Annotated in this window: 27 protein-coding genes; 20 read left to right on the forward strand and 7 right to left on the reverse strand. The window is 55.6% G+C overall.

Annotated features, from left to right (window positions below):
• The first annotated feature begins 1 nt into the window (after position 1).
• From tauB to tauD, 3 genes are read left to right on the forward strand one after another with little or no spacing between them, the layout of a single operon-like run.
• Positions 2 to 769: a taurine ABC transporter ATP-binding subunit gene (gene tauB, locus LJA86_RS00325; protein ID WP_045909819.1), complete on the forward strand. Its 768-nt coding sequence runs from the start codon at positions 2 to 4 to the stop codon at positions 767 to 769.
• A complete protein-coding gene (gene tauC, locus LJA86_RS00330; protein WP_048225831.1) occupies positions 766 to 1,593 on the forward strand; it encodes a taurine ABC transporter permease TauC in 828 nt (275 codons plus the stop codon). The genes tauB and tauC overlap by 4 nt, the downstream gene beginning before the upstream one ends.
• The gene (gene tauD / locus LJA86_RS00335; RefSeq protein ID WP_045909818.1) at positions 1,590 to 2,438 is read left to right on the forward strand and encodes a taurine dioxygenase; all 849 of its coding nucleotides are present in this window, start codon (positions 1,590 to 1,592) and stop codon (positions 2,436 to 2,438) included. The genes tauC and tauD overlap by 4 nt, the downstream gene beginning before the upstream one ends.
• Before the next feature lie 105 nt (positions 2,439 to 2,543).
• Here the strand turns inward: tauD and LJA86_RS00340 are convergent, their stop codons facing one another.
• Together LJA86_RS00340 and hemB are read right to left on the reverse strand one after the other, a co-directional pair.
• Positions 2,544 to 4,244 carry a lysophospholipid acyltransferase family protein gene (locus tag LJA86_RS00340; protein WP_229225301.1) on the reverse strand — a complete coding sequence of 567 codons (1,701 nt, stop codon included), beginning with the start codon at positions 4,242 to 4,244 and terminating at the stop codon, positions 2,544 to 2,546.
• 127 nt (positions 4,245 to 4,371) lie between these two features.
• A complete protein-coding gene (gene hemB, locus LJA86_RS00345) occupies positions 4,372 to 5,346 on the reverse strand; it encodes a porphobilinogen synthase (protein ID WP_045909816.1) in 975 nt (324 codons plus the stop codon).
• Positions 5,347 to 5,798: 452 nt separating this feature from the next.
• Between hemB and LJA86_RS00350 the strand changes: the two genes are divergently transcribed.
• Both LJA86_RS00350 and LJA86_RS00355 read left to right on the forward strand, forming a co-directional pair.
• Positions 5,799 to 8,573: an autotransporter outer membrane beta-barrel domain-containing protein gene (locus LJA86_RS00350; protein WP_229225302.1), complete on the forward strand. Its 2,775-nt coding sequence runs from the start codon at positions 5,799 to 5,801 to the stop codon at positions 8,571 to 8,573.
• A gap of 96 nt (positions 8,574 to 8,669) precedes the next feature.
• Entirely contained in the window at positions 8,670 to 9,293 is a 624-nt protein-coding gene (locus tag LJA86_RS00355) for a helix-turn-helix domain-containing protein (protein WP_045909814.1), read from the forward strand.
• A gap of 2 nt (positions 9,294 to 9,295) precedes the next feature.
• Here LJA86_RS00355 and ampH read toward each other — a convergent pair whose 3' ends face one another.
• On the reverse strand, positions 9,296 to 10,456 hold the full coding sequence (ampH, locus tag LJA86_RS00360) for a D-alanyl-D-alanine-carboxypeptidase/endopeptidase AmpH (protein ID WP_032638396.1): 1,161 nt from the start codon (positions 10,454 to 10,456) through the stop codon (positions 9,296 to 9,298).
• A gap of 204 nt (positions 10,457 to 10,660) precedes the next feature.
• Between ampH and LJA86_RS00365 the strand changes: the two genes are divergently transcribed.
• The 3 genes from LJA86_RS00365 to LJA86_RS00375 all read left to right on the forward strand — a co-directional run bounded on the left by LJA86_RS00365 (position 10,661) and on the right by LJA86_RS00375 (position 13,641).
• Positions 10,661 to 11,194, forward strand: a complete 534-nt coding sequence (locus tag LJA86_RS00365) for an isochorismatase family protein (RefSeq protein WP_069720216.1) — start codon at positions 10,661 to 10,663, stop codon at positions 11,192 to 11,194.
• 114 nt (positions 11,195 to 11,308) lie between these two features.
• Positions 11,309 to 12,529: a peptide antibiotic transporter SbmA gene (gene sbmA / locus LJA86_RS00370; RefSeq protein WP_025912609.1), complete on the forward strand. Its 1,221-nt coding sequence runs from the start codon at positions 11,309 to 11,311 to the stop codon at positions 12,527 to 12,529.
• Positions 12,530 to 12,543: 14 nt separating this feature from the next.
• Positions 12,544 to 13,641, forward strand: a complete 1,098-nt coding sequence (locus tag LJA86_RS00375) for a DUF1615 domain-containing protein (protein WP_032674238.1) — start codon at positions 12,544 to 12,546, stop codon at positions 13,639 to 13,641.
• Here the strand turns inward: LJA86_RS00375 and LJA86_RS00380 are convergent.
• Complete coding sequence (locus tag LJA86_RS00380) at positions 13,638 to 13,937, reverse strand: DUF2755 family protein (protein WP_008503287.1); 300 nt, start codon at positions 13,935 to 13,937, stop codon at positions 13,638 to 13,640. The genes LJA86_RS00375 and LJA86_RS00380 overlap by 4 nt on opposite strands.
• Before the next feature lie 247 nt (positions 13,938 to 14,184).
• Between LJA86_RS00380 and LJA86_RS00385 the strand changes: the two genes are divergently transcribed.
• Positions 14,185 to 14,421 carry a DUF2754 domain-containing protein gene (locus LJA86_RS00385; protein ID WP_032656524.1) on the forward strand — a complete coding sequence of 79 codons (237 nt, stop codon included), beginning with the start codon at positions 14,185 to 14,187 and terminating at the stop codon, positions 14,419 to 14,421.
• On the opposite strand, the gene ddlA is transcribed toward LJA86_RS00385, so the two are convergent.
• Positions 14,418 to 15,518 (reverse strand): D-alanine--D-alanine ligase, encoded by a 1,101-nt coding sequence (gene ddlA, locus LJA86_RS00390; RefSeq protein WP_229225303.1) that lies wholly within the window; start codon positions 15,516 to 15,518, stop codon positions 14,418 to 14,420. The genes LJA86_RS00385 and ddlA overlap by 4 nt on opposite strands.
• A 103-nt stretch (positions 15,519 to 15,621) precedes the next feature.
• Here ddlA and LJA86_RS00395 point away from each other — a divergent pair, with 103 nt between their 5' ends.
• The 6 genes from LJA86_RS00395 to adrA all read left to right on the forward strand — a co-directional run bounded on the left by LJA86_RS00395 (position 15,622) and on the right by adrA (position 21,290).
• Complete coding sequence (locus tag LJA86_RS00395; protein ID WP_229225305.1) at positions 15,622 to 16,305, forward strand: extensin family protein; 684 nt, start codon at positions 15,622 to 15,624, stop codon at positions 16,303 to 16,305.
• A gap of 168 nt (positions 16,306 to 16,473) precedes the next feature.
• On the forward strand, positions 16,474 to 17,688 hold the full coding sequence (locus LJA86_RS00400; protein WP_048030063.1) for a multidrug efflux MFS transporter: 1,215 nt from the start codon (positions 16,474 to 16,476) through the stop codon (positions 17,686 to 17,688).
• Positions 17,689 to 17,897: 209 nt separating this feature from the next.
• Positions 17,898 to 18,158, forward strand: a complete 261-nt coding sequence (gene iraP / locus LJA86_RS00405) for an anti-adapter protein IraP (RefSeq protein WP_023293178.1) — start codon at positions 17,898 to 17,900, stop codon at positions 18,156 to 18,158.
• A 99-nt stretch (positions 18,159 to 18,257) separates the two neighbouring features.
• Complete coding sequence (gene phoA, locus LJA86_RS00410; protein WP_229225307.1) at positions 18,258 to 19,673, forward strand: alkaline phosphatase; 1,416 nt, start codon at positions 18,258 to 18,260, stop codon at positions 19,671 to 19,673.
• Between the two features lie 90 nt (positions 19,674 to 19,763).
• Positions 19,764 to 20,084 carry a phosphate starvation-inducible protein PsiF gene (gene psiF, locus LJA86_RS00415; protein WP_008503278.1) on the forward strand — a complete coding sequence of 107 codons (321 nt, stop codon included), beginning with the start codon at positions 19,764 to 19,766 and terminating at the stop codon, positions 20,082 to 20,084.
• A gap of 102 nt (positions 20,085 to 20,186) precedes the next feature.
• Positions 20,187 to 21,290 (forward strand): diguanylate cyclase AdrA, encoded by a 1,104-nt coding sequence (adrA, locus tag LJA86_RS00420; protein WP_045909806.1) that lies wholly within the window; start codon positions 20,187 to 20,189, stop codon positions 21,288 to 21,290.
• 16 nt (positions 21,291 to 21,306) lie between these two features.
• Here the strand turns inward: adrA and proC are convergent, their stop codons facing one another.
• Positions 21,307 to 22,116, reverse strand: coding sequence for a pyrroline-5-carboxylate reductase (gene proC, locus LJA86_RS00425; protein ID WP_032656527.1), 810 nt, complete (start codon positions 22,114 to 22,116; stop codon positions 21,307 to 21,309).
• A gap of 97 nt (positions 22,117 to 22,213) precedes the next feature.
• Between proC and LJA86_RS00430 the strand changes: the two genes are divergently transcribed.
• The 5 genes from LJA86_RS00430 to ppnP all read left to right on the forward strand — a co-directional run bounded on the left by LJA86_RS00430 (position 22,214) and on the right by ppnP (position 24,850).
• On the forward strand, positions 22,214 to 22,672 hold the full coding sequence (locus tag LJA86_RS00430) for a YaiI/YqxD family protein (RefSeq protein WP_010428006.1): 459 nt from the start codon (positions 22,214 to 22,216) through the stop codon (positions 22,670 to 22,672).
• 144 nt (positions 22,673 to 22,816) lie between these two features.
• On the forward strand, positions 22,817 to 23,341 hold the full coding sequence (gene aroL, locus LJA86_RS00435) for a shikimate kinase AroL (protein WP_229225309.1): 525 nt from the start codon (positions 22,817 to 22,819) through the stop codon (positions 23,339 to 23,341).
• Positions 23,342 to 23,385: 44 nt separating this feature from the next.
• A complete protein-coding gene (gene yaiA / locus LJA86_RS00440) occupies positions 23,386 to 23,577 on the forward strand; it encodes a protein YaiA (protein ID WP_032661588.1) in 192 nt (63 codons plus the stop codon).
• Between the two features lie 237 nt (positions 23,578 to 23,814).
• The gene (locus LJA86_RS00445) at positions 23,815 to 24,492 is read left to right on the forward strand and encodes an AroM family protein (protein WP_045909804.1); all 678 of its coding nucleotides are present in this window, start codon (positions 23,815 to 23,817) and stop codon (positions 24,490 to 24,492) included.
• A gap of 70 nt (positions 24,493 to 24,562) precedes the next feature.
• Positions 24,563 to 24,850 carry a pyrimidine/purine nucleoside phosphorylase gene (gene ppnP / locus LJA86_RS00450; RefSeq protein ID WP_008503270.1) on the forward strand — a complete coding sequence of 96 codons (288 nt, stop codon included), beginning with the start codon at positions 24,563 to 24,565 and terminating at the stop codon, positions 24,848 to 24,850.
• Positions 24,851 to 24,898: 48 nt separating this feature from the next.
• Here ppnP and rdgC read toward each other — a convergent pair whose 3' ends face one another.
• Complete coding sequence (gene rdgC / locus LJA86_RS00455; RefSeq protein WP_229225312.1) at positions 24,899 to 25,813, reverse strand: recombination-associated protein RdgC; 915 nt, start codon at positions 25,811 to 25,813, stop codon at positions 24,899 to 24,901.
• Positions 25,814 to 25,910 lie beyond the last annotated feature (97 nt).

Here is a 25,910-nt window from a genome sequence, read left to right on the forward strand (position 1 = left end):
CATGCTGAATATTACAAATCTGTCTGCTGATTACGGTGGCAAACCCGCGCTGGAGGAGATCAACCTGACGCTGGACAGCGGTGAACTGCTGGTGGTGCTGGGTCCGTCCGGATGCGGAAAAACCACGCTGCTGAATCTGATCGCCGGGTTTGTCCCTTATCAGCATGGCTCCATTCAGCTGGAAGGCAAAAAGGTGGAAGGCCCCGGCGCCGAGCGCGGCGTGGTCTTCCAGAATGAAGGCCTGCTCCCGTGGCGCAACGTGCAGGAAAACGTGGCGTTTGGGCTGCAGCTTGCGGGCATCAATCGTGAACAGCGGCTGGAAACGGCGCGGGCGATGCTGAAAAAAGTGGGGCTGGAAGGCGCGGAAAAACGCTATATCTGGCAGCTTTCCGGCGGCCAGCGACAGCGTGTCGGGATTGCCCGCGCGCTGGCAGCGAATCCGCAGCTGTTGCTGCTGGACGAGCCGTTCGGGGCGCTCGACGCCTTCACCCGCGAGCAGATGCAAACCCTGCTGTTGCGCCTCTGGCATGAGACGGGCAAGCAGGTGCTGTTGATTACCCACGATATCGAAGAGGCGGTATTTATGGCCACCGAGCTGGTGCTGCTCTCGCCGGGGCCGGGCCGTGTGCTGGAGCGCTTGCCGCTGGAATTCGCCCGCCGCTACGTCGCGGGGGAACCCGTGCGCAGCATCAAATCCGATCCGCTGTTTATCGAACAGCGTGAGTACGTTTTAAGCCGCGTGTTTGAACAGCGGGAGGCTTTCTCATGAGCATCGTCTTCAGTGAAAAAACGCGCCGCACGCGTCTGGCGCTGCGCTGGCCTTTCTCACGTCAAATCACGTTGAGCGTCGGCACGCTGCTGGTACTGCTGGCGGTGTGGTGGGCAGTTGCTGCCCTGCAGTGGGTCAGCCCGCTGTTTCTGCCGCCGCCGGGACAGGTGCTGGCCAAACTCATTACCATCGCCGGGCCGCAGGGCTTTATGGATGCCACGCTCTGGCAGCACTTAGGTGCCAGCCTGGCGCGTATTCTGGTGGCGCTGCTGGCGGCGGTGATTATCGGCATTCCCGTGGGGATTGCGATGGGGCTGAGCCCGACGGTGCGCGGCATCCTCGACCCGCTGATTGAGCTTTATCGTCCGGTCCCGCCGCTGGCCTATCTGCCGCTGATGGTGATCTGGTTCGGCATCGGTGAAACGTCAAAAATCCTGCTGATCTATCTGGCGATTTTTGCCCCGGTGGCCATGTCGGCGCTGGCGGGCGTGAAGAGCGCCCAGCAGGTGCGGATCCGCGCGGCGCAGTCGCTGGGAGCCAGCCGTACGCAGGTACTGCTGTTCGTGATTTTACCGGGCGCACTGCCGGAGATTTTAACCGGGCTGCGCATCGGCCTCGGCGTGGGCTGGTCCACGCTGGTGGCGGCGGAGCTGATTGCGGCCACGCGCGGCCTTGGGTTTATGGTGCAGTCGGCGGGAGAGTTCCTGGCGACTGACGTGGTGCTGGCAGGGATCGCGGTGATCGCCGCGATCGCCTTCGGATTAGAACTGGGGCTGCGCGCGTTACAGCGCCGTCTGACGCCCTGGCATGGAGAAATACAATGAGTGAACGTCTGACCATTACCCCGCTGGGGCCGTACATTGGCGCACAGGTATCGGGCCTGGATGTGACCCGTCCGCTGAGCGATAACCAGTTTGAGCAGCTGTACCACGCGGTGCTGCGCCATCAGGTGGTGTTCCTGCGCGAGCAGGCGATCACCCCGCAGCAGCAGCGCGCGCTGGCCCTGCGCTTTGGCGATCTGCATATCCACCCGGTCTATCCGCATGCGGAAGGGGTGGAAGAGATTATCGTCCTCGACACCCACAACGATAACCCGCCGGATAACGATAACTGGCATACCGATGTGACCTTTATCGACACACCGCCTGCGGGGGCGATTCTGGCGGCGAAACGGCTGCCGGAGACGGGGGGTGATACGCTGTGGGCCAGCGGGATTGCAGCGTATGAGGCGCTCTCCGCGCCGCTTCGGACGCTGCTGAGCGGGCTGCGGGCGGAGCACGACTTCAAAAAATCGTTCCCGGAGTACAAGTACCGTAAAACGGAAGAGGAACATCAGCGCTGGCAGGAGGCTGTGGCGAAGCATCCTCCGCTGCTGCACCCGGTGGTGCGGACCCATCCGGTGACGGGCAAACAGGCGCTGTTTGTGAACGAAGGGTTCACGACGCGCATCGTGGACGTGACGGAAAAAGAGAGTGAGGCGCTGTTAGGTTTCCTGTTTGCGCATATCACCAAACCGGAGTTCCAGGTGCGCTGGCGCTGGCAGGAGAACGATCTGGCGATCTGGGATAACCGCGTAACGCAGCATTATGCCAATGCGGACTATCTGCCGCAGCGCCGGATTATGCAGCGGGCGACGATTTTGGGCGATAAGCCGTTTTATCGTCCTTAACCCGTCGCTCCCGTAGGCCGGGTAAGCGCAGCGCCACCCGGCGAAAACGGTGCACAATTGCCGGGTGGCGGCTACGCCTTACCCGGCCTACAAAATACCGCACATTTAAAGGTGCGCCTCAATATACCGCTGATAGCGGTTCGCCTTCAGGTAACACAAATCCACCAGCACCAGCCCGTCGACGCAGTTGTTGAACGCCGGGTCGCTGCCAAAATCAATAAACTGCACGCCGCCGAGCTCGCACAGCTCGGAATATTGCTTGTAGAGCGGCGGAATGCCGCAGCCAAGATTGCCGAGCAGGGATTTCAGCTTCGTCAGATCGTCCACGTAATCCACGCCGCCAAACTGCGCCAGCACGTCCGGCAGGGACGCGGGATACGGCTGGCGCGAGGCGGCGAGCGGATGCGTCGCCGGGAACCACAGGCGGTAAAAGGCGACCAGCAGATCCCGCGCGGCAGGCGGTAAGCCACCGGAAATCGAGACCGGGCCAAACAGGTAGCGGTAGTGCGGATAACGCGCCAGATAGGCGCCAATGCCGGACCATAAATAGTCCAGGCCGCGGCGCCCCCAGTAGCGCGGCTGAATAAAGCTGCGCCCCAGCTCAATGCCGTGCTCCAGCACGTCCTGCATTTTGTCGTCGTAGTGAAACAGGCTATAGCTGTACAACCCCTCAACGCCGCGCTTTTCGATCTGCATGGCCGTCGGCATAAAGCGATACGCCCCGACGATCTCCAGATCGTCCTCATCCCACAGGATCAGGTGCAGATAATCATCGTCGTAGCTGTCGGTGTCCCGACGTTTGCCGCTCCCTTCCTCCACCGCGCGAAAGGCAATCTCGCGCAGGCGGCCCAGCTCGCGCAGCAGCGGGGCGTCTTCCTGACCGTTTCGCTGCCAAAGATAGATGGTTTTACCGTCGCTGGTTTTGCCCAGACATTCGGCCTGCGCGAGCGCGCGTTTCAGGGTGGCCCGGTCTTCCGGACGGGCAATGGCGCACTGGGTTTTAAAGACGCCGGGCACTCCCTTGCCAAGACGCATCACGTGCTGACGGCACTGCTCGGCCATCTCACGCGACGAAAGGTTAGCGCTGTGCCAGTGATGCCACGCAATCTGCTGGCCGATTTTGATCGGCAGCTGGCTGTGGCGGCGGCGGAACATCTGCTGCATCAGCAGCAGCATCGACAGCGTCGGGGAGACCAGCGTGCTGGCATAAAAGAGCAGGCTGTTATGCGCCTGAATATGCACCGGCAGCAGCGGGGCGCGCAGCTTGCCGGCGAGTTTGATAAAGCCGGAGTGCCATTTTTTATCGCGAATGCCTTTGCGCGTGGGGCGGGACACTTCGCCTGCCGGGAAGAAGATCAGCACGCCCGCGTTTTGCAGATGCTGTTCCATCTGCACCAGAGACGTTTTCGCCGTCCTGCCGCCCATATTGTCCACCGGAATAAACAGCGAACTGAGGGGCTCAAGGTGGGTCAGCATCCGGTTGGTTACGACTTTAACATCGCGCCGCACGCGGGAGACGGCATACAGCAGCGCCAGTCCGTCCAGCGTACCCGTCGGGTGGTTGGCAATGATGACCAGCGGGCCATGTTCGGGGATTTGTTCGAGATCGCGGGCGGAAACGGTGCAGAGAATATCCAGGTGTTCCAGAACCTGCTCCACCATATCCAGGCCTTTCAGGTGGCGGTGGGCTGCGGCAAATTGCTGAAATTCATCTTCGTAGAACAGTCTTTTTAACAGACTTTTTTGCCAGGGTGCGGGCCTCGCCTGAGGCCAAAGATCGTCGAGAACGCTATCGAGGCTAAACATGGTCACTCCTCCTGCCGTCTTGCGAAGACAGTAGAAGGCGCAGATGTCGGTTGTATTGCAGTTGGGTGAAGATTTGAGCAGAGCGTAGGCCGGGTAAGGCGAAGCCGCCACCCGGCGCTAAAGCGGATTAACGCAGAATTTTCTTCTCGGCCAGATCCAGCGCGAAGTAGCTGAAGATCAGATCCGCGCCCGCGCGTTTGATCGCCCCCAGGCTTTCCAGGATCACTTTCTCTTCATCAATGGCACCCGCCAGGGCGGCGAATTTGATCATCGCGTACTCACCGCTCACCTGATAAGCGCCCAGCGGCAGCTCGGTGCGCTCGCGGATGTCGCGCAGGATATCCAGGTACGCGCCAGCCGGTTTTACCATCAGGCAGTCTGCGCCCTGGGCTTCATCGAGCAGGGATTCACGAATCGCTTCTCGGCGGTTCAGCGGGTTCATCTGATAGGTTTTACGATCGCCTTTCAGCGCCGTACCGGCTGCTTCACGGAACGGGCCGTAGAAGGAGGAGGCAAATTTGGTGGAGTAGGACATGATGGCGGTGTCGGTGAAACCGGCCGCGTCCAGGGCCTGACGAATCGCCTGAACCTGTCCGTCCATCGCGGCAGAAGGTGCGATGAAATCTGCGCCTGCCGCGGCCGCGACAACAGCCTGCTTGCCGAGGTTAAGCAGGGTAGCATCGTTATCCACGCCGTGATCGCACAGCACGCCGCAGTGGCCGTGCGAGGTGTATTCACAGAAGCAGGTGTCGGACATCACCACCATTTCCGGCACGGTTTCTTTGCAGATGCGAGACATGCGGGCGACGAGGCCATCTTCTTTCCACGCGTCGCTGCCGGTCGCGTCAGTATGGTGGGAGATGCCGAAGGTCATCACCGAGCGGATCCCCGCGTTGGCGATACGTTCGATCTCACGCGCCAGATATTTCTCCGGAATGCGCATGACGCCCGGCATGGCTTCGATGGCCTTGTAGTCATCGATCTCTTCTTCAACAAAAATCGGCAACACCAGATCGTTTAAGCTCAGGGTTGTCTCTTCAAACATAGCGCGCAGTGCAGGTGACTTGCGCAGGCGGCGTGGGCGTGCAATTAAATCGGTCATGGTATGCCTGATGTTTGTGGAACAAAGAGGGCTAGTGTACATCAAAGTGAAGACGGGTGTTTTACTAAAGTGGGCATTTTGCTTTTGTGAAATGCGGCAGGTGAGTTTGCCTGTCATAAATAATATATAATGCAGGTCAGTATAACGCTGAGAGGAGAATGAAATATTCGTGTTATTTCTATATGGAAATGAAAGCATAATTAAAAATGATTTATTATTTTTCGGTGTGTTTTTCCGGTTGGTTTAGCCGTGTATTAACATTCTGTTTTTATAATATTTATTTTATGACGCCTTATGGTTTGTGGTCTGAATGTGTTTTTGTCTGAATACGGACTTAATGGAAACATTCATTGAACCTTTTCGAAATGAAACTGCATAATTCCCTCCGCAATTAAATATTGCAAATTCATTGATGGACAAACTTGCTTACGTCCCTGAGGAGGGATGACCCAATGCAAACATGGAAAAAGAAACTCGTTGTATCTCAACTTGCATTAGCCTGCACCCTGGCTATCGCTTCTCAGGCCAATGCGAAGGATATTTCCGGTACGACATATAATACCTTCGGATACGATAATACAGCGTCCACCCCCTGGTATTATGGTTATGCCGACTGGGATTACTCGGATGCCATCCATGATGGTGATATTTATCCCGTGATTAATAAAGCCACCGTGAATGGTGTTATTTCAACGTACTACCTAGATGATGGCATCAATGGCCGGGCGAATGCGTTGAGTATTTCCAATAGCACCATTAACGGCATGATTACTTCTGAGTGTATGACCACTACGTGTGCTGATGGCGTGGATGCTGACGGCTCCCATCATACGCAATACGATCGTTTTAGCCTGACCGTTGATAATTCTACCCTTAACGATACGTACGAGCATTATGCGTATGATGTCGTGAATGGGGAAAATACGGAAAGACACTATCTGGATACGTACGATCTGGGTAATGCGATTACCCTGGATGTGGAATCGGATATTGTTATCCAGAATAATTCTCACGTCGCGGGGATTACCCTGACGCAGGGGTACCAGGAGCTGGATAATACGCCATACGACGGCGTTGAAGGCGTAGCCAACAGCAGCAACGTCTTTACCGACACGCTACTGGTGAAAGATTCGGTACTGACTTCCGGTGCGTACAGCGATTTAGGTACCAGCGGATTCTACGGTCAAACCGCGAAGCCGAGCGACTATGGTGAAACCAGCGCGACAGCGGCAGACGATGCGGCGCTGATTGTGGCCGCCAGCGCGTCTGATAACGCGATGCAAACCACCGCCACGTTCGATCATTCCACCGTTACTGGCGATATTCTGTTCTCCAGCACCTTCGACAACAACTTCTACCCGAACGGCGATCCGGCAACCGATACCACCGAAGACGGCATCTATAACCCAACCACCAACGGCTGGGATGGCACCGATAAGCTGGATGTGACGCTTACCAACGGCAGCAAATGGGTCGGCGCAGCACAGTCCAGCGTCGTGGCTATCGGCACGGCGCAGATGTATGGCCAGGGCTACAGCAACGTAGACTGGAACGCTCTGTCCCCTAACAGCATTTGGCCGGACTCCACCTATGACGACAACGGACATGTTGCGGGCGAAGCGGTGTATCAGAGCGGTCTGTTTAACATCGCGCTGGACAACGGCTCCGAGTGGGATACCCGTAAGGTGTCTAACATCGACACCCTGACGGTCAACAACCAGTCTCAGGTCAACGTTGAAAACTCAGGCCTGCTGGCGGATGCCATCACTCTGACCAATGCGTCCTCATTGAATATCGGCGACAGCGGCGGCGTGGCTACCGACCATCTGTATCTGGACAGCGATAGCCGTGCGTCACTGACGGAAGAAACGGCCGAGCTCTATGCCAACACCATCACCGTGAATAACGGTGCAGAGCTGGCGCTGGGGCTGGGTCAGGTTGATACGCACAATATGGTACTGACCGATGGCGGCGTGCTGAACGTTGCCAGCCGTGATTACGTGCTGAACAGCGATCTGAACAACGCACGCTATATCACTAACGATAAGCGCAGCGCTGATTATGACTACGGCGTAGTGGCCATTAACTCTGACGGCCATCTGGCGGTCAACGGTGACGTCGCCGGTAACTATCAGGTCCGTATCGATGACGCGACCGGAGCGGGTTCCGTTGCTGATTACAAAAACAAAGAGATCGTCCGCATCTATGACAATAATGCGGATACTGCAGCCAGCTTTACTGCTGCAAACAGAGCCGATTTAGGGGCCTATACCTACCAGGCGCAGCAGCAGGGTGACACCGTTGTCCTCCAGCAGAAAGCGCTGACCGACTACGCCAATATGGCGCTGAGCATTCCTTCAGCCAATACCAATATCTGGAATCTGCAACAGGATACCGTAGGTGCGCGTCTGACCAACAGCCGTCACGGCCTGGCGGATAATGGCGGAGCGTGGGTGAGCTACTTCGGCGGCAATTTCGACGGTGACAATGGCGTTATCAGCTACGATCAGGACGTGAGCGGTATTATGGTGGGTCTGGATACCCAGATTGACGGTAATAACGCGAAGTGGATCGTCGGTGGGGCGGCAGGTTTCGCGAAGGGAGATATCAGCGATCGTACCGGTCAGGTCGATCAGGATAGCCAGACGGCGATGATCTACGCGTCAGCGAAGTTTACGAACGATCTCTTCCTCGACAGCTCCCTGAGCTACACCCGCTTCAACAGCGATCTTTCCGCTAACATGAGCAACGGCCAGTATGTTGACGGCAATACCACCAGTGACGCTGTTGGTTTTGGGCTGAAGCTGGGCTATGACTGGAAACCAAACCTCTCTGGCTACGTTACCCCATACGCAGCCGTATCGGGTCTGTTCCAGTCTGGTGATGACTATCGTCTGAGCAATGACATGCGCGTTGATGGACAATCTTACGATAGCCTGCGTTATGAACTTGGTGTTGATACGGGTTATACCTTCAACTACGGCGGCGATCAGGCTCTGACGCCTTACTTCAAACTGGCCTGGGTCTATGACGACGCCGATAACAATGCCGATATTAACGGTGACAGCATTGATAACGGCGTGAAAGGATCCGCTGTTCGTGTTGGGCTGGGCACCCAGTTCAGCTTCACGAAGAACTTCAGCGCTTACACGGATGCCACTTATCTGGGCGGCGGTGACGTTGACCAGAACTGGGGCGCAAACCTGGGTGTGAAATATACCTGGTAATGAATAAAAGCGGGGGGAGGGGTTATCTTCCCCCGCTTTTTACAGAAGCAATAAAAATAATATTGAACCGACAAATACGGATGACTTGAGGTCTGCATGAACGTTAATGCGAAACCACTTTCTGAATTACGCCGGCTCGAACAGGGGTTAATAGCAGCCAGTACCCCTTTTACATGTGCTCCTCAACAATTAATTACGTCAGGCGAATCAATTGAGCCTCGCACGATCGTATTACAAACCGGTGTGATTGAGGTCTATCGCCCTTCCGATGAGCTGCTGGTGGGGATTGCGACGGCACCTTTTATTTTCGGGCTGTCTACGGTGGTCATTAATCACTCTCAGGAATACAGAGTGATGGCTAAAACGGCCTGCACCGGTTTTTATTTATCCACGGAAACTACCCGTCAACAGATCCAGCAGTATTCCCTGTGGAAAGAGGCCTTCTGCTGGTTATCCTGGATAAATTACATTCTTGAAAAACGCGATATGCAGCTGGTGGGCAATAACTCCTATCACCAGATCCGCGCGATGCTGTTAAATATGGCCGAGTGGGATGAAACGCTGCGTTCAAAAATCGGTGTGATGAATCATATTCAGCAAAGCACACGCATTTCACGTTCTGTTGTTGCCGAAGTTCTGGCCGCCCTGCGACAGGGAAACTATATCAATATGAGCCGGGGCAAGCTGGTCAGCATCAACCGCTTGCCCACGGAATATTAATATCAGTTGGACGCGGTAAGCACCTGGGCTTTATTGGCGCTCAGTTCTGCCACCAGGTTATTAATACCGTCACTCATATTGACGAAACGCGTATGCGGAGAGCGGGTCACCACCACAAACGCGCCCACGTTTGACTGGGGGATCATCGCCATATAGGTGATGAACCCGCCGCCGCCGCCGGTTTTCTGAATAATACCCGGACGGCCATTTTTCGGTGCCATATAGACCCAGCCCATGCCGAGCGCATCGGCTTTACCCGGTACGTCCATCCCGATGACCCGATGCAGCTGAGTACGCTGATAAATCAGGGTCTGCATACGATCGGCCTGGCTGCTGCGCGAGTAGAAATCCGAGGAAAGGAACTGCTGCATCCAGCGCATCATGTCGCCAGGCGTAGAGTAAACCCCGCCGCTGCCCACGGCCGCCAGCGTGTTATTACAGGGGCTGGCACCTTTCTCGGCCACCATCAGGCGACGGCACTGGTCCGGGGACGGGGTAAACGTGGTGTCTTTCATGCCGAGCGGACGGGTGATCTGCTCTTCAAACAGCTGCGTGTAGGGTTTGCCAGCCGCCGTTGAGAGGGCATCCGCCAGCAGGTCGAACGCCAGGTTTGAATAAGAGGCCTGCGAGCCCGGTGCCGCCTTCAGCGTGGCGGTACTCAGATAGCTCCAGCGCTGGTCGCGCGTTGGCCAGACAAACACGTCACGATGCGCCGCTCCGCCTGGCTGCTCACGCGGCAGGGCGCTGGTGTGGGTAGCAAGGTTCACAAGCCGGATCGGGGTCCCCTGATACGTGGGGACCCGGGCACCTGGCGGCGCGTATTTGCTGAGCGGATCGTCGAGCTTCACCACGCCCTGGTCGAGAAGTTTCACCAGCATTTCGCTGGTCATGAGCTTGGTTAAGGATGCGATGCGGATGACGGAATCCAGCTGCGGGTGAATGTTATTTCCCGGGCGCGTTTCGCCAAAGCTACGGAATACGCGCTGGTTTCCGTCGATGACGACCATCGCCATTCCGGTCGCGCCGCTGCCGTAATAGATAAGGTTCGCGTAGCGATCGGCAATATCTGAAGCTAAAACGGGAGCCGTCAGCGGTTGGGCTGCCTGGGCGGTAGAGAAGCTCACCGCACACAGCGCGGCAAAAGAGAGCAGACAACGTTTCAACGAAAAGCATCCATGAAGTGAATGAGGAAAGTAATGGGTATTTATACTACTAATCGGTACCGTGCAATGCCCCGAATTGCATAACGATAGCGAGAAAAACGTAACCATGGGTAAATATGAACAATTTACTTGCGAGCCATCTCCCATTTTGTGACATCGGGCTTATGATAGGCACCAGTGTCACTCAATCTTACGGAGAACGGTATGTCTGAAAAGCGTGTGGTTATGGTTGTCGATATGCAGAACGGGGTGTTTGAAACCCCTCGTCATCAGCGCGAAAAGTGTGTCTCTCTGATCAACCAGCTTACGCAGGCAGCCGACACGGTGATTTTTATACAGCACACCGAGGCCGGGGGGCTGGAAGAGGGGAGTGCAGGGTTTGCGCTACTGCCTGAACTCCATCAGCCTGCTGACGCGCTTTACGTGACCAAAACGGCCTGTGATGCCTTCTATAACACCGGGCTTGAGACGCTGCTGCGGGAGCAGGGCATTCGCGAGTTTGTCATCTGCGGCTGCGCCACCGATTACTGCGTCGATGCGACGATCAAGAACGGCGTTAGCCGGGGTTATCACATCACCGTGGCGGAAGATGCCCATACCACATCCAACCGCCCGGCTGCTGAAGCACAGATTCTGATTAACCATCACAACGACGTCTGGCGTAACTTCATTGCGCCGGCGAATCCTCTCGCAGTGAAACGCACCGAAACAATTCTTGAAAACTGGAAAGCGAACTAATAATTAACGCTCGGGTCTGACCTTTTTGCCGGAGCCGGGAGGCTGGCTCGGACAGGTTTTCGTGTGGTGACGTGTTGTACACAGCAACAGCCATAACAACAAGAAGGAAGCATTATGTTTAAGTCTTTTTTCCCAAAGCCGGGGCCTTTTTTCCTGTCGGCATTTATTTGGGCACTGATCGCTGTCATTTTCTGGCAGGCGGGCGGCGGCGCATGGCTGACGCGCATCACGGGGGCGACAGGCGAGGTGCCGATTAGCGCAGCGCGCTTCTGGTCGCTGAGTTTTATCGTATTTTATGCCTACTACACGGTATGTGTGGGGCTGTTTGCACTCTTCTGGTTCAAGTATTCTCCGCATCGTTGGCAGTTTTGGTCGATTTTGGGATCTGCACTGATCATTTTCGTTACCTGGTTCATGGTGGAAGTGAGCGTTGCAATTAATGCATGGTATGCACCCTTCTACGATTTGATCCAAAAAGCGCTAAGCGCCCCGAATAAGGTTCCGATTGGTGAACTCTATGCCAGTCTCGTTAGTTTTACCGGCATTGCCATGATTGCAGTAACAGTGGCAGTGCTGAACAATTTCTTCGTTAGCCATTACGTTTTCCGTTGGCGTACAGCTATGAACGAATATTACATGGCAAATTGGCAACGACTGCGGCACATCGAAGGTGCTGCACAGCGTGTGCAGGAAGACACCATGCGTTTTGCCTCAACGCTGGAGGACATGGGGGTCAGCTTGCTTAATGCTGTGATGAAACTTATCGCTTTTTTACCGATTCTGATTGCACTTTCACCCCATGTGCCTGAACTTCCAATTGTTGGTCATTTACCCTATGGTTTGGTTATTGCCGCACTGGTCTGGTCTCTTATGGGAACGGGGCTTCTTGCTGTGGTGGGGATCAAATTGCCTGGGTTACAATTTAAAAATCAGCGCGTGGAAGCGGCTTACCGTAAAGAACTTGTTTACGGTGAGGATGACCCATCACGAGCTGCGCCACCAACGGTAAAAGAGTTATTTCAGAACGTCCGTTTTAACTACTTTAAGCTCTACTTCCACTACATGTATTTCAACATCGCTCGTATTTTATATCTTCAGGCCGATACTGTTTTTGGAATAGTCCTGTTGTTCCCGTCAATTGTTGCAGGGACAATTACCCTGGGACTGATGACCCAAATTACTAACGTTTTCGATCAGGTCAGAAGTTCATTCCAGTACCTGATCAGCTCCTGGACCACGCTGGTGGAACTGATGTCCATCTACAAACGTCTGCGCAGCTTTGAACGCGAGTTGGACGATCGTGACCTGCAGGAAGTCACTAACACATTTAGCTAATACAGGACGTTGCTATGCCTTTTGCCGTACCGCGCGCGTTACCGTTGACCATTCTGGCCGCTTTTGTGCTGGCAGGCTGTGCCGAAAAGGGGGCCGCTCCGCTCAAAAAGGGCGAGAAGCCCGTTGATGTGGCGAGCGTTGTGCGGCAGAAAATGCCCGCCAGCGTGAAAGATCGCAATGCGTGGGCAGACGCGCTGGCAAAAACCTTTGAAAGCCAAAAGATCGCGCCGACCGAGGAGAACATCTGTTCGGTGCTGGCGGTGGCACAGCAGGAGTCGATGTACCAGTCAGATCCGGCTGTGCCGGGGCTGAATAAAATCGCCTGGAAAGAGATCGACCGCCGCGCGGAGTCCATGCATATCCCGGTGTTCCTCGTGCATACCGCGCTTAAAATCACCTCGCCGAACGGCAAAAGCTACAGCGAACGGCTGGATACGGTGAAAACCGAAAAACAGCTTAGCGCCATCTTTGATGATTTCATCAGCATGGTCCCAATGGGGCAGAAGCTGTTTGGCTCACTGAATCCGGTCCATACCGGTGGCCCAATGCAGGTAAGCATCGCGTTCGCGGAGAAACACACCGACGGCTATCCGTGGAAAATCGACGGTACGGTGCGCCAGGAGGTCTTCTCCCTGCGCGGCGGACTGTGGTTCGGCACGTATCACCTGTTGAACTACCCGGCGAACTACGATGAGCCGCTGTATCGCTTTGCCGACTTTAACGCTGGCTGGTATGCCAGCCGTAATGCGGCATTCCAGAGTGCGGTCAGCCGCGCAAGCGGCGTTAAGCTGGCGCTTGACGGCGATCTCATCGCTTACGGCAGCAGCGAGGCGGGAAGCACCGAGCTTGCCGTACGGAAATTATCGACAACGCTTGGCTTGAGCAACAGCGACATTCGCCGTCAGCTTGAGAAAGGCGACAGCCTGGCCTTTGAGAAAACGGATCTGTACAAGAAGGTGTTTGCGCTCGCAGAGCAGAAAAGCGGGAAAACGTTACCGAGGGCTATCCTGCCGGGTATTCAGCTGGAAAGCCCGAAGATCACGCGTAACCTGACCACCGCGTGGTTCGCAAAACGCGTGGACGATCGCCGGGCTCGCTGTATGGGGCTTTAACGGCGGCGGCGAAAGCGCAGCACTAATGCCACAACGCCCAGAATCATACATCCCGCGAGGAAGGGAATCAGGCCGAAAAGGGTGCTGACGCCAAAACCAATCTCAACTCGCGGGCGTCCGTTATCCTGCACCTGCATCAGGTGTTCATAAACGCCAGGCGCATGGACCAGCATATTGAGCAGCTGCGAGCCAGCCCAGAAGCAGAACAGGACAAACAGGGCATACGCGATATTACCCGCCGTGGAGGTTTTTGGTTTTCCGCCAAAAATCGGTTTCGACAATGTAAAGTCAGCCATGATGACCTCCGGATAAATCGCTCTGTTAATACGCTTCGTACAGGGTGAGTTTGACAGGTCATCGCATTTGTCAATATCAGAATCGTGGTAATTTACGCGACGGAATCCTCCTGGATTGTTGATTTCTGCAGCACGTCACAATTTATTAACTTAAGTGAAATTGCGTCGCGTTTCAGAATTTCCGTATCTGCCACAGACCTGGTCGTAAAACTGTGAGAGGATGTCTTTTTTTCCTGCCGGAGTTGTTATGAAGCTCACGTCCAAACTACGCCGTGACTGGCACTACTACGCCTTCGCTATCGGGCTGATCTTTATTCTTAACGGTGTCGTGGGCCTGCTGGGGTTTGAGGCAAAAGGCTGGCAAACCTATGCCGTTGGGCTGGTGACCTGGGTTATCAGTTTCTGGCTGGCGGGGTTGATTATCCGCCGCCGTCCTGAAGAGACGACAGCGGATGAGGCAGAGTCGGCGAAGGGCGCCGATTAACCGTTTACGGAACTTTTAAGCGCGCTGTCGGCGGCGTGACGCTCCAGCGCGAGTTCGATCAGGCGGGTGATCAATTCCGGGTAGCTCAGGCCGCTCGCCTGCCACAGCTTCGGATACATGCTGATGTTAGTGAACCCCGGCAGCGTGTTAATTTCATTGATCACCACCTCGTTTTCCGCCGTCAGGAACACATCCACGCGCGCCATGCCGCAGCAGCCGAGCGTCTGATAAGCGCGAATGGCGATCGCCCGGATCTTATCGTTAACCGCCGGATCGAGATCCGCAGGCACGACAACCTGCGCGCCTTTATCATCAATGTATTTGGTGTCGTACGAGTAGAAGTCGCTGTTTAACACCACTTCGCCGCAGGTGCTCGCCTGTGGAAAATCGTTGCCCAGCACGGCGCACTCAATTTCACGGCCTTTGATGCCCTGCTCAACCACCACTTTATGGTCGAACTCAAACGCCAGTCGGACGGCTTGTGTGAACTCAGCTTCGCTGGTCACTTTGCTGACGCCCACGGATGAGCCCTGGTTTGCTGGCTTCACAAACAGCGGCAGACCCAGCTCTTCGCTAATTTGCGCGAAGGTGTGTTTGTCGCGGTTGGCGCGGGTGAGCGTAACGAACGGGGCAATATTCAGCCCGGCATCGCGCAGCAGGCGTTTGGTCACGTCTTTGTCCATGCAGGCGGCAGAGCCGAGGACATCCGAGCCGACGAACGGCAGGTTGGCCATGCGCAGCATTCCCTGCAGGGAACCATCTTCCCCCAGGGTACCGTGAACGATAGGGAAGACGACGTCGATCTGGGCGAGAGCCTGCGCATTGCCGGCGTCGATAAGCTGCCCCTTCACGACGCCGGGTACGGTGGCGACGCTCACTTCTGAAGGATTTAGGGCGATGTGTGCCGGATCGTGAGCATTGAGCAGATACTGGCTGGCATCGTTAACGTGCCACTGGCCCTGTTTATCAATGCCCAGCAGCACCACGTCGAAACGGCTTTTATCGATCGCATCAACGATATTTTTAGCCGATTGCAATGACACTTCGTGCTCCGCTGATTTTCCCCCAAAGACAATACCTACGCGCTGCTTAGCCATCTCATTCTCTTCCAGTCTGACGAAAAGCCAATAACATACCACGATGCCCAGCGGGTTTCGCGGCCTTCTGCCATAATGTTTTGGGGAATGTTGAGGGGGGAGAGTGAGAGGAAAAACGCTGCTGACCGGATTTATCATTTTGACCATCGCAACGCTGGGTTACCGCTGGTTGCCGACTTACTACAACCCTTTCACGCCGCTGACGCTTGACGATCCGCCAGGCCGAATCACTCAGTATAAGCTTCGGCGTTTAACTCCCCAGGCGTGCGCGAGCCTGCTGTTACAGGCTAATCAACGCGATCTCATCCGCACCCAGCCGGTAGCGGACAGCGGCGGCGCGTGTCCCCTTAACAACGTCGTGCGCGTGCGTGACTTCGGCCCTGTCGGCCTGAACAGCAGCTTTCTTGCCAGCTGCCCGCTGGCGCTCAGCTCAGCCCTCTTTATCAGCCAGCAGGCCCGGCCGCTGACAAAACGCTATACGGGCAGCGAGCTCGCGCGTATCGACCACCTTGGCAGCTTTGCCTGCCGCAATATTTATCACCGCCCTGACGCGCGTCGCAGTGAACATGCCACGGCGGAGGCGCTGGATATTGCCGCTTTTCGTCTGGCGAACGGTGAACGCGTCACGGTGCTGAATGGCTGGAAGGCGACAACAACGCAGCCCTGGCTGAAGGCCATGCTGGCGGCGAGCTGTGGCTACTACGGGAACGGCCTGGGACCGGAGTATAACGCGGCGCATGCTAACCATTTTCATCTGGGAATGCGCGGTTTTGGCCTCTGCCGGTAAAGCATAATATTCCGCCAGAAAATGGATGAATTGTGACTTATTTCACAAATATGATGACTGGGAAGATAAAACACCAAAGTCTGTCGGGCCGCATCTCTGGTGCGACGTTGACACGCGTAACTTGCTAATCTGTCGGCGAATTCGCCTAAAAATGAAGACTATTTCGTTATGGAATCCTGGAAAGTTAATCTTATCTCGGTCTGGTTCGGTTGCTTCTTTACCGGGCTGGCCATCAGCCAGATTTTACCGTTCCTGCCGCTGTACGTGTCGCAGCTGGGGGTGACCTCGCATGAAGCGCTTTCCATGTGGTCCGGTCTGACGTTCAGCGTCACGTTTCTGGTCTCCGCCATTGTGTCACCGATGTGGGGCAGCCTGGCAGATCGAAAAGGCCGTAAACTGATGCTGCTCCGCGCCTCGCTCGGGATGGCGATTGCCATTCTGCTGCAGGCCTTCGCCACCAACGTCTGGCAGCTGTTTTTCCTGCGGGCGGTGATGGGGTTGACGTCCGGGTATATTCCAAACGCCATGGCGCTGGTCGCCTCTCAGGTGCCGCGCGAGCGTAGCGGCTGGGCGCTGAGTACGCTCTCCACGGCACAGATCAGCGGCGTCATCGGCGGGCCGCTGCTGGGGGGCTTTCTGGCGGACCACGTCGGGCTGCGCGCGGTATTTATTATCACCGCGATCCTGCTGGTGGTCAGTTTTCTGGTCACGCTCTTTCTGATTAAAGAAGGGGGCCGCCCGGTTATCAGTAAATCTGAACGCCTCAGCGGCAAGGCCGTTTTCGCCTCTCTGCCTTATCCGGGGCTGATGATTAGCCTGTTTGTGACCACCATGGTGATCCAGCTCTGCAACGGTTCGGTCGGTCCGATTCTGGCGCTGTTTATCAAGTCGATGGAGCCGGAGAGCACGAATATCGCTTTTCTGAGCGGCATGATTGCCGCCGTGCCGGGCGTATCCGCCCTGATTTCCGCGCCGCGTCTGGGTAAACTGGGGGACAGGATCGGCACGGCGCGCATCCTGATGGCGACGCTGATCTTTGCGGTGGTGCTCTTCTTCGCGATGTCGTTTGTCACTTCTCCGCTTCAGCTTGGCATATTGCGATTTCTGCTCGGCTTTGCTGACGGCGCCATGTTGCCTGCGGTACAGACCCTGCTGGTCAAATATTCCAGCGACCAGGTGACGGGGCGAATTTTTGGATATAACCAGTCATTTATGTATCTGGGGAATGTTGCCGGTCCGCTTATTGGTGCATCCGTTTCCGCAATGGCCGGTTTTCGTTGGGTATTTGCGGCGACAGCGATTGTTGTTTTAATCAATATTATCCAGCTGGCTATTGCGCTGCGACGCCGCAGACAAATGGCAGAGGCCAAATCGGCGAGATAACACTTTAGTGGATGTATTATATATTCTTATGGTAGCCGCATTTTTATATAACAAAATGCGGCGTCTTTTTTTAGAAAAACGTTTCGCTCACGACGCTACCTCTTTATTTCCGTTCCTGTGTCACTTTTGCATACCATAATTAATTTCTTCTCTTTGCAATAGGGATTCAGAGTGATAACGTCAGACAAAACTGAAAAGGAACTGGCACGATGAAAAACCTCATTGCTGAATTGCTGGTCAAGCTGGCACAAAAGGAAGAAGAGTCAAAAGAGCTGGTGGCTCAGGTCGAAGCGCTTGAGATTGTGGTCACCGCGTTGCTGCGACAAATGGCGAAAACCGATCAGCAGGCGTTGATTGAGAGCGTGGAAGGCGCGCTGGAGAGCGTCAGGCCTGAATCGCAGGTACCGGTTGAGGATGCGGAGATGCTTCACCAGTACGTAAAGAAGCTGTTAAGGCATCCGCGCAGCTAAACCGTCACAGGACGTAACGACGTGTCATAGAATTGTCATGCAGGATGCCTATAGTCGCTCTGTTTTTATTTTTATGTATTTGTACATGGAGAAAATAAATTGAAACAGAGCGCACTTTTCATTGCATTACTTCCCCTGTTAATTACCCCTGCCATTTATGCAGATACGACGCAAACCAGCGTGCTGGATAATCGTGCGGCAAAAGGGGATATCACCCAGCCTGGCGGCGCGCGCCGTTTATCAGAAGATCAAACGGCCGCTATTCGCGCTTCGCTGAATGAGAAGCCGGCAAAAAATATTATTCTGCTGATTGGCGATGGTATGGGCGATTCCGAAATCACGGCGGCGCGAAATTATGCCGAGGGAGCGGGCGGCTTTTTTAAAGGTATCGATGCCTTACCGCTGACCGGACAATATACCCACTACGCGCTGGATAAAAAAACCGGTAAACCGGATTACGTAACGGATTCCGCGGCCTCTGCCACGGCGTGGTCCACCGGCGTGAAAACCTATAATGGTGCGCTGGGCGTGGATATTCACGAACACGATCATCAAACCCTTCTGGAGATGGCAAAAGCGGCGGGCCTGGCGACCGGCAACGTCTCCACCGCTGAACTTCAGGATGCGACGCCTGCGGCGCTGGTGGCACACGTCACCTCGCGTAAGTGCTACGGCCCGTCAGTGACCAGCGAAAAATGCCCTACAAATGCGCTGGAAAAAGGCGGGAAAGGCTCGATTACGGAACAACTGCTGAACGCACGCCCTGACGTGACGCTGGGCGGCGGCGCGAAAACCTTCGCGGAAACCGCGACGGCGGGCGAATGGCAGGGCAAAACGCTGCGCGAGCAGGCGCAGGCTCGCGGCTATCAGCTGGTGAGTGACGCAAATGCTCTGGCGGCGATAAGCGAGGCGAACCAGGACAAGCCGCTGTTGGGGCTGTTCTCCGACGGCAACATGCCCGTGCGCTGGGAAGGTCCAAAAGCCTCGTATCACGGCAATATCGATAAGCCTGCGGTGACCTGTACGCCAAACCTGAAACGCACGGACAGCGTACCGACGCTGGCGGCGATGACCGATAAAGCGATCTCTCTGCTGAGCAAGAGCGAAAAAGGGTTCTTCCTGCAGGTAGAAGGCGCGTCAATCGATAAGCAGGATCATGCGGCGAATCCGTGCGGTCAGATTGGCGAAACCGTCGATCTGGACGAAGCGGTGCAGAAGGCGCTCGCGTTCGCGAAAAAAGACGGTAACACCCTGGTGATCGTCACCGCGGACCACGCGCACGCCAGCCAGATCATTCCGCCAGATACCAAAGCCCCTGGCCTGACGCAGGCGCTGAACACCAAAGATGGTGCCGTCATGGTGATGAGCTACGGTAACTCTGAAGAAGAGTCCATGGAGCACACGGGCACCCAGCTGCGCATTGCCGCCTACGGCCCGCACGCGGCAAACGTGGTAGGCCTGACGGATCAAACGGATCTGTTCTATACCATGAAGGCGGCGCTGGGTCTGAAATGATAAAAATCCCGGCGGAAATCACATCTGCCGGGTGGTTTTTTTCCTGTCACGAACCAGACTTACAGGGAATGTTCACAAAAGGATGGTGCAATGAAAACAACATTACTGGTTACTCTGCTCTCCGGCCTGTTCCTGGTCGCCTCGGCGAACGCGGAAGAGAAAACGTTAACGCCGCAGCAGCAGCGTATGACCACCTGTAATCAACAGGCGACGTCTCAGAGTCTGAAGGGCGATGCTCGCAAGACCTACATGAGCGACTGCCTCAAAAACGGCGCCTCGAAGCCAGCTGAAAAAAGCCTGACGCCTCAGCAGCAAAAGATGCGCGAGTGTAATGCCAAGGCCACCGAACAGTCTCTGAAAGGGGATGACCGCAGCAAGTTCATGAGTGCCTGCCTGAAGAAAAAAGTGTAGTTCGAACGGGTGAGCGGCTCCGGCGGCTCACCCGAAATTTCATACTTTCCCCGCAGACCCCCTCTCTATAATTTGGGAAAATGTTTCAGAATATTCCCAAAAATGATGAATGATGAAACGTATTACAACAAAAAGCGCATTCGGGAAGAGTGGAATTTAACCCTTTCTCAGGATGACCCTCACCGCGCCGGCATTCAGTTTGCCCGGCGGGTTCGGCTGGCGCGCGCCGTGGGGCTGGCAGCGATGTTTTTCCCGGTTGCAGGAATGCTGGTCACCCATTTTTTACCCGGAGGCTGGTGGCTTTTACTGGTCGGTTGGGCGTTCGTCTGGCCCCATTTCGCCTGGCAGTTATCATGCCGGGCCGCATCACCTCATCAGCAGGAAGTATTCAATCTTAAGATCGATGCCATCATTGCCGGGCTCTGGATCGGCGTGATGGGGATGAGCGCGTTACCCACGGCGGCGCTGGTGATGATGGTAGGGATGAATATGATGGGCTCCGGGGGCTGTCGTCTGTTTATTCCGGGGATCCTGTTGACCCTGCTCTCCGCGCTGGTGACGCTGCCGCTTGTCGGCCGCGTGGCCGTCTTTAATCCCGACCCGGTGGAGTGGGGCTTAACGCTGCCGGTGCTGGTGCTTTATCCCATGCTGTTTGCCTGGCTCAGCCACCGCACCGCCGTCAGGCTTGCTGAGCACAAGCAGCGGCTGGAAATGATGAGCACCCGCGACGGCATGACCGGGGTCTTTAATCGACGCCACTGGGAAATGCTGCTGCGAAATGAATTTGAGCATTGCCGCCGTGACCACTGCACCGCCACGATTTTGCTGATTGATATCGACCACTTTAAAAATATCAACGATACCTGGGGGCACGCTGTGGGGGATGAGGCGATCATTGCCATTACGCGCCAGCTCCAGATGTCGGTGCGGTCAGGTGATGCCATCGGCCGGTTTGGCGGGGATGAGTTTGCGGTGATTATGTCGCAGACCGCGGCGGAAAGCGCGATCGCCGTGATGTCCCGGGTGCATGAGCGGCTGGAAACGCTGTCGCTACCGTGCGCGCCAAAAGAGGCGCTGCGCATCAGCGTAGGCGTTGCCCCCTGGGGACCGCAGTTTGGACATTATCGGGAATGGTTAAAGGCGGCTGACGTGGCGCTGTACAGAGCGAAAAATGCCGGGCGCAGCCGCACCGAAGTGGCCGCCTGACGCCCGACTGAAACGATCAGGATTTACTCAGCTTCTCTGATTTTTCCATGCATTTTGTCATGGCCTCAATGACGGCCGAGCGGAATCCGCGCTCTTCCAGCACCCGCACTGCTTCGATGGTGGTACCCCCAGGGGAGCAGACCATATCTTTCAACTCACCCGGGTGTTTGCCGGTCTCCAGCACCATTTTGGCGGAGCCCATGACGGCCTGCGCGGCGAACTTATACGCCTGGGCGCGCGGCATTCCGCCAAGCACGGCGGCATCGGCCATCGCTTCTAAAAACATGAAGACATACGCAGGCGCGGAACCACTGACGCCGACTACCGGATGGATCATCGATTCGGCAATCACTTCTGCTTCACCGAAGCAGCGGAAAATGTTCAGTACATCCGCCACGTCTTCTGAGGTCACCAGGGCGTTAGGCGTGACGGAGGTCATGCCGGCGTTGACCAGTGAAGGGGTGTTTGGCATCGCACGGACGATTTTGCGGTCGTGGCCCAGCGCGCGCGCCAGCTGATCGAGCGTGACGCCCGCGGCAATCGACACCACCAGCGTCTCTTTATTCAGGCTGGAGGTGATGTCGCTCAGCACTTTGATCATGATGTTCGGCTTGACGGCGCCAAAAACGATATCGGCAACCTGGGCCACTTCCTGCGCGCTTTCGGCGGCGTTGATCCCGTACTGATCGCGCAACGCGGCGACCTTGTCCGGTGACGGGGTATAGACCCAAATCTGACCCGGCAGCACCTGCCCGCTGGCGATCAGACCGCCCAGGATGGCTTTGCCCATGTTACCGCAGCCGATAAACCCGATTTTCTTGTCCATCACGATTCTCCGTCATTATGCGTTGTTTTCTCTGATTGATAGCTTAACAACGAAATGCAGGCGACAATAGTCGGCAGAGTTATTAAGGGGAGACAATATGGCGATTTGGGTTGATGCGGACGCGTGTCCGAATGTGATTAAAGAGATTTTATTTCGTGCCGCCGAGCGCGTTCAGATGCCGCTGACGCTGGTGGCGAACCAGAATATTCGCGTACCGCCTTCGCGCTTCATCCGCTCTTTACGCGTGCCGGCCGGGTTTGACGTAGCGGATAACGAAATTGTCCGCCTGTGCAGCGCGGAGGATCTGGTGATCACGGCGGATATTCCGCTGGCTGCCGAAGTGCTGGAGAAAGGGGCGGCGGCGCTCAATCCGCGCGGAGAGCGATACTCGCCGTCGACCATTCGCGAGAAGCTCACTATGCGCGATTTTATGGATACGATGCGGGCCAGCGGCGTGCAGACCGGTGGGCCGGATAGCCTGTCACAGCGCGATCGCCAGCAGTTTGCTGCCGAACTGGATAAATGGCTGCTGGAAGTGAAGCGCCGTACAGCGTAATGATAATTATTGTCAATTTGTGGTACAGTGTGGCCTCCACAGGGTTGTCATCCCGTACCGCTTTGCAGTAAAGTAATCGCAACATCTTCTGCAATTATTTCTTTACACTCTTCAGCCATCCGGCATCAAGGGGAACACCTGGCTATGACCCAACCCATCTTTTTAGTTGGCCCCCGCGGCTGTGGGAAAACCACCGTTGGCCTGGAGCTGGCACGCGTGTGTCATCGCCAGTTTGTGGATACCGACCACTGGCTGCAAACCGAGGCTGGAAAAACCATCGCTGAGATTGTTGAACAAGAGGGATGGGAAAGCTTTCGCGCGCGCGAAACGGCCACGCTGAAAGCGGTTATCACCCCGTCTGCGGTGATTGCGACCGGGGGTGGCATTGTTCTGGCGGAGTGTAATCGTCAGTTTATGCGCGAAAAGGGGATTGTGATTTACCTCAGCGCGCCGGTGTCGGCCCTGGTTGGGCGTCTGGAAGCCTTTCCGGAAGAGGGGCAACGCCCTGCGCTAACCTCCAGGCCGCTGAACGAAGAGGTGAGTGAAGTGCTGGCGGAACGCGATGCGTTATACCGCGAAGCGGCTCACCACGTGGTGGATGCGTCAGCCTCTCCCGAAGACGTTGTGATTCAGATTATTACCGCCCTGCGTTTGGCTTGTGCCAGCTAAGCGGCGTCTATACTTATAGCTCAGACATAAAAAAAGGATGAGCTATGCCAACCAGACCTCCCTATCCGCGTGAAGCGCGCATTGTTACCGTTGAAAAAGGCCATACGGGTCATACCGTGACCTGGTATCAACTGCGTGCCGATCATCCAAAACCGGACTCGCTGATCAGTGAACACGAGACTGAACAGGAAGCGCTGGATGCGAAACGGCGCTACGAAGATCCCGACAAAACCTGAATGTTTTCCTAAACGCTCCAGGATCGTGCCTGAATCACACTTTTTACTCATCGTGAAAGTTAAGCAGGAGTTAATATTTAGTTATTACAAGTAACTCTGGTATCGGCAGGCGATCTTTACATTTCGATGTCGGGATCACCTGCTACGCTTGGTGCTGTTTTGTTGAAAAAATGAACTGTGCAGCGTAGTGAGCCTGTACCTGTGTGCACGATGTTGGAGTAATGGAAGGCGATAAAGATGAAGGCAACGTTGGCGATCCTCACCATTGGTGTGGTCCCTGTAAGCGAAGTGTTACCGCTCTTAACCGAGCATGTATCTGAACAACAGATAACGCATCTGAGCCTGCTGGGGAAGATGAGTCGGGAAGAGGTCATGGAGGACTACGCTGTCGAGGCGGGGGAGGATCCCCTGGCGACGTTATTAAGTGACGGTAAACTGGCGCATGTTTCACGCCAGAAAATCGAGCGCTCGCTGCAGGGTGTAATAGAAGTGCTCGATAATCAAGGTTATGACGTTATTTTGCTGATGAGCACGGCCCCCATTAAGGGGCTCATGGCGCGCAATGCGATTCTGCTGGAACCGATGCGCATCATTCCGCCGCTGGTGGCCTCCATCGTGGATGGTCATCAGGTGGGGGTGATTGTCCCCATTGAGGAGCTCATGGATAACCAGGAGGCAAAATGGCACGTGCTGGAAAAAGTGCCCTTGTACGCGCTGGCCAATCCGTTCTGGGACAGTGAGGCCAAACTCATTGCTGCCGGGAAGGAACTGCTGGAAAGAGGGGCCGATGTCCTGATTCTGGACTGCCTGGGTTTCCACCAGCATCATCGTGATTTGCTACAAAAAGCGCTGGATGTGCCGGTGCTGTTATCCAACGTTCTGATGGCTCGCCTGGCCTCGGAACTGCTCATGTAATGATTTTGCGTGACAGGTGATGAGCATGGCCCCTATAGTGAATTTTTATCTAAAATATAAGGGCCAGTTCATGCTTCAGAGTAACGAATACTTTTCCGGTAAAGTGAAATCCATTGGTTTTACCAGCAGCAGCACTGGCCGCGCCAGCGTTGGCGTAATGGCGGAAGGGGAATACACCTTTGGCACGGCGGAAGCGGAAGAGATGACGGTGGTCAGCGGCGCGCTGAACGTCCTGCTGCCAGGTGAAACGGAATGGAAAGTTTACGCTGCCGGGCAAGTTTTCAACGTCCCTGGCCACAGCGAATTTCATTTGCAGGTGGCTGAGCCTACCTCTTATCTGTGCCGCTACCTGAAATAAAAAATTAGCCGGGTGGCGCTAACGCTTACCCGGCCTACGTTTTACCCGTTATCTCTGCGCTTCGCCGCCGAGACCTTCCACCAGATTCTGAATCAACGCGGCCAGCTCGCCGGTCATCAGGATGAAGTCCGCGTCAAAACGCTGGGCGTAATCTTCCCGGTCGATATCTTCGTTCTGATCGCGCAGCTCGTCGCAGAACTTCAGACGCTTCACGGAGCCGTCGTCGCACATCACGAACTGGATGCGCTGCTGCCAGTCGAGCGCCAGCTTGGTGACCACTTTACCCGCTTCAATGTGTACGGCGATCTCGTCGCTGACCAGATCCTGCTTCTTCGCGCGGATCACGCCGCCATCTTCCAGCAGGGCTTTCAGCTCGGCTTCATCAAGGATCTGGAAACCCTGTGCCGCAGCACCGCTGCGTACCCATTCGGTCAGCGTTAACTCAATTGGCGTTTCCAGCGCCAGCGGAACGACCGGTAACGAGCCGATGCTCTTACGCAGCAGGGCCAGCGTATCTTCTGCTTTCTTGGCGCTGGCGCAGTCCACCATGATCAGCCCGTTAACGGTGTCGATCCACATCATGGTCTGGCTGAAGCGGCTGAAGGCGCGCGGCAGCAGAGAGTGCAGCACTTCGTCTTTCAGCGAATCTTTTTCGGTCTTTTTCAGCTTGCGGCCCTGCTCGGCTTCCAGCTTGAAAATTTTCGCCTCGAGCGCCTGCTTAACCACCGGCATGGGCAGAATCTTCTCTTCTTTACGGGCGCAGACGATGATTTGACCCGTGCTGCTGGCGTGGGTCAATGCATCGCTTTGTGAACCCATTGGCGGAACCCAACCGGTTTTTGCCATATCCTGGCTACCGCAAGGGGAAAAGGTATAAGCGGCTAACTGTTTTTCCATCTCTTCTGCACGCAGCGAAACGTCGCGGCTGAGACGGTAAACCATCAAATTTTTGAACCACAGCATGATAATTTCCACGGCCTTGTCGTTAAATCAGCGGGCATGATAACGAATTGTCGCATCGCTTGCATTGCTAATCGGGATGCGTGCTTCTACTCTGTTG

Source organism: Enterobacter sp. TCD1-1, assembly GCF_020567405.1.
GTDB lineage: Bacteria > Pseudomonadota > Gammaproteobacteria > Enterobacterales > Enterobacteriaceae > Enterobacter > Enterobacter quasiroggenkampii.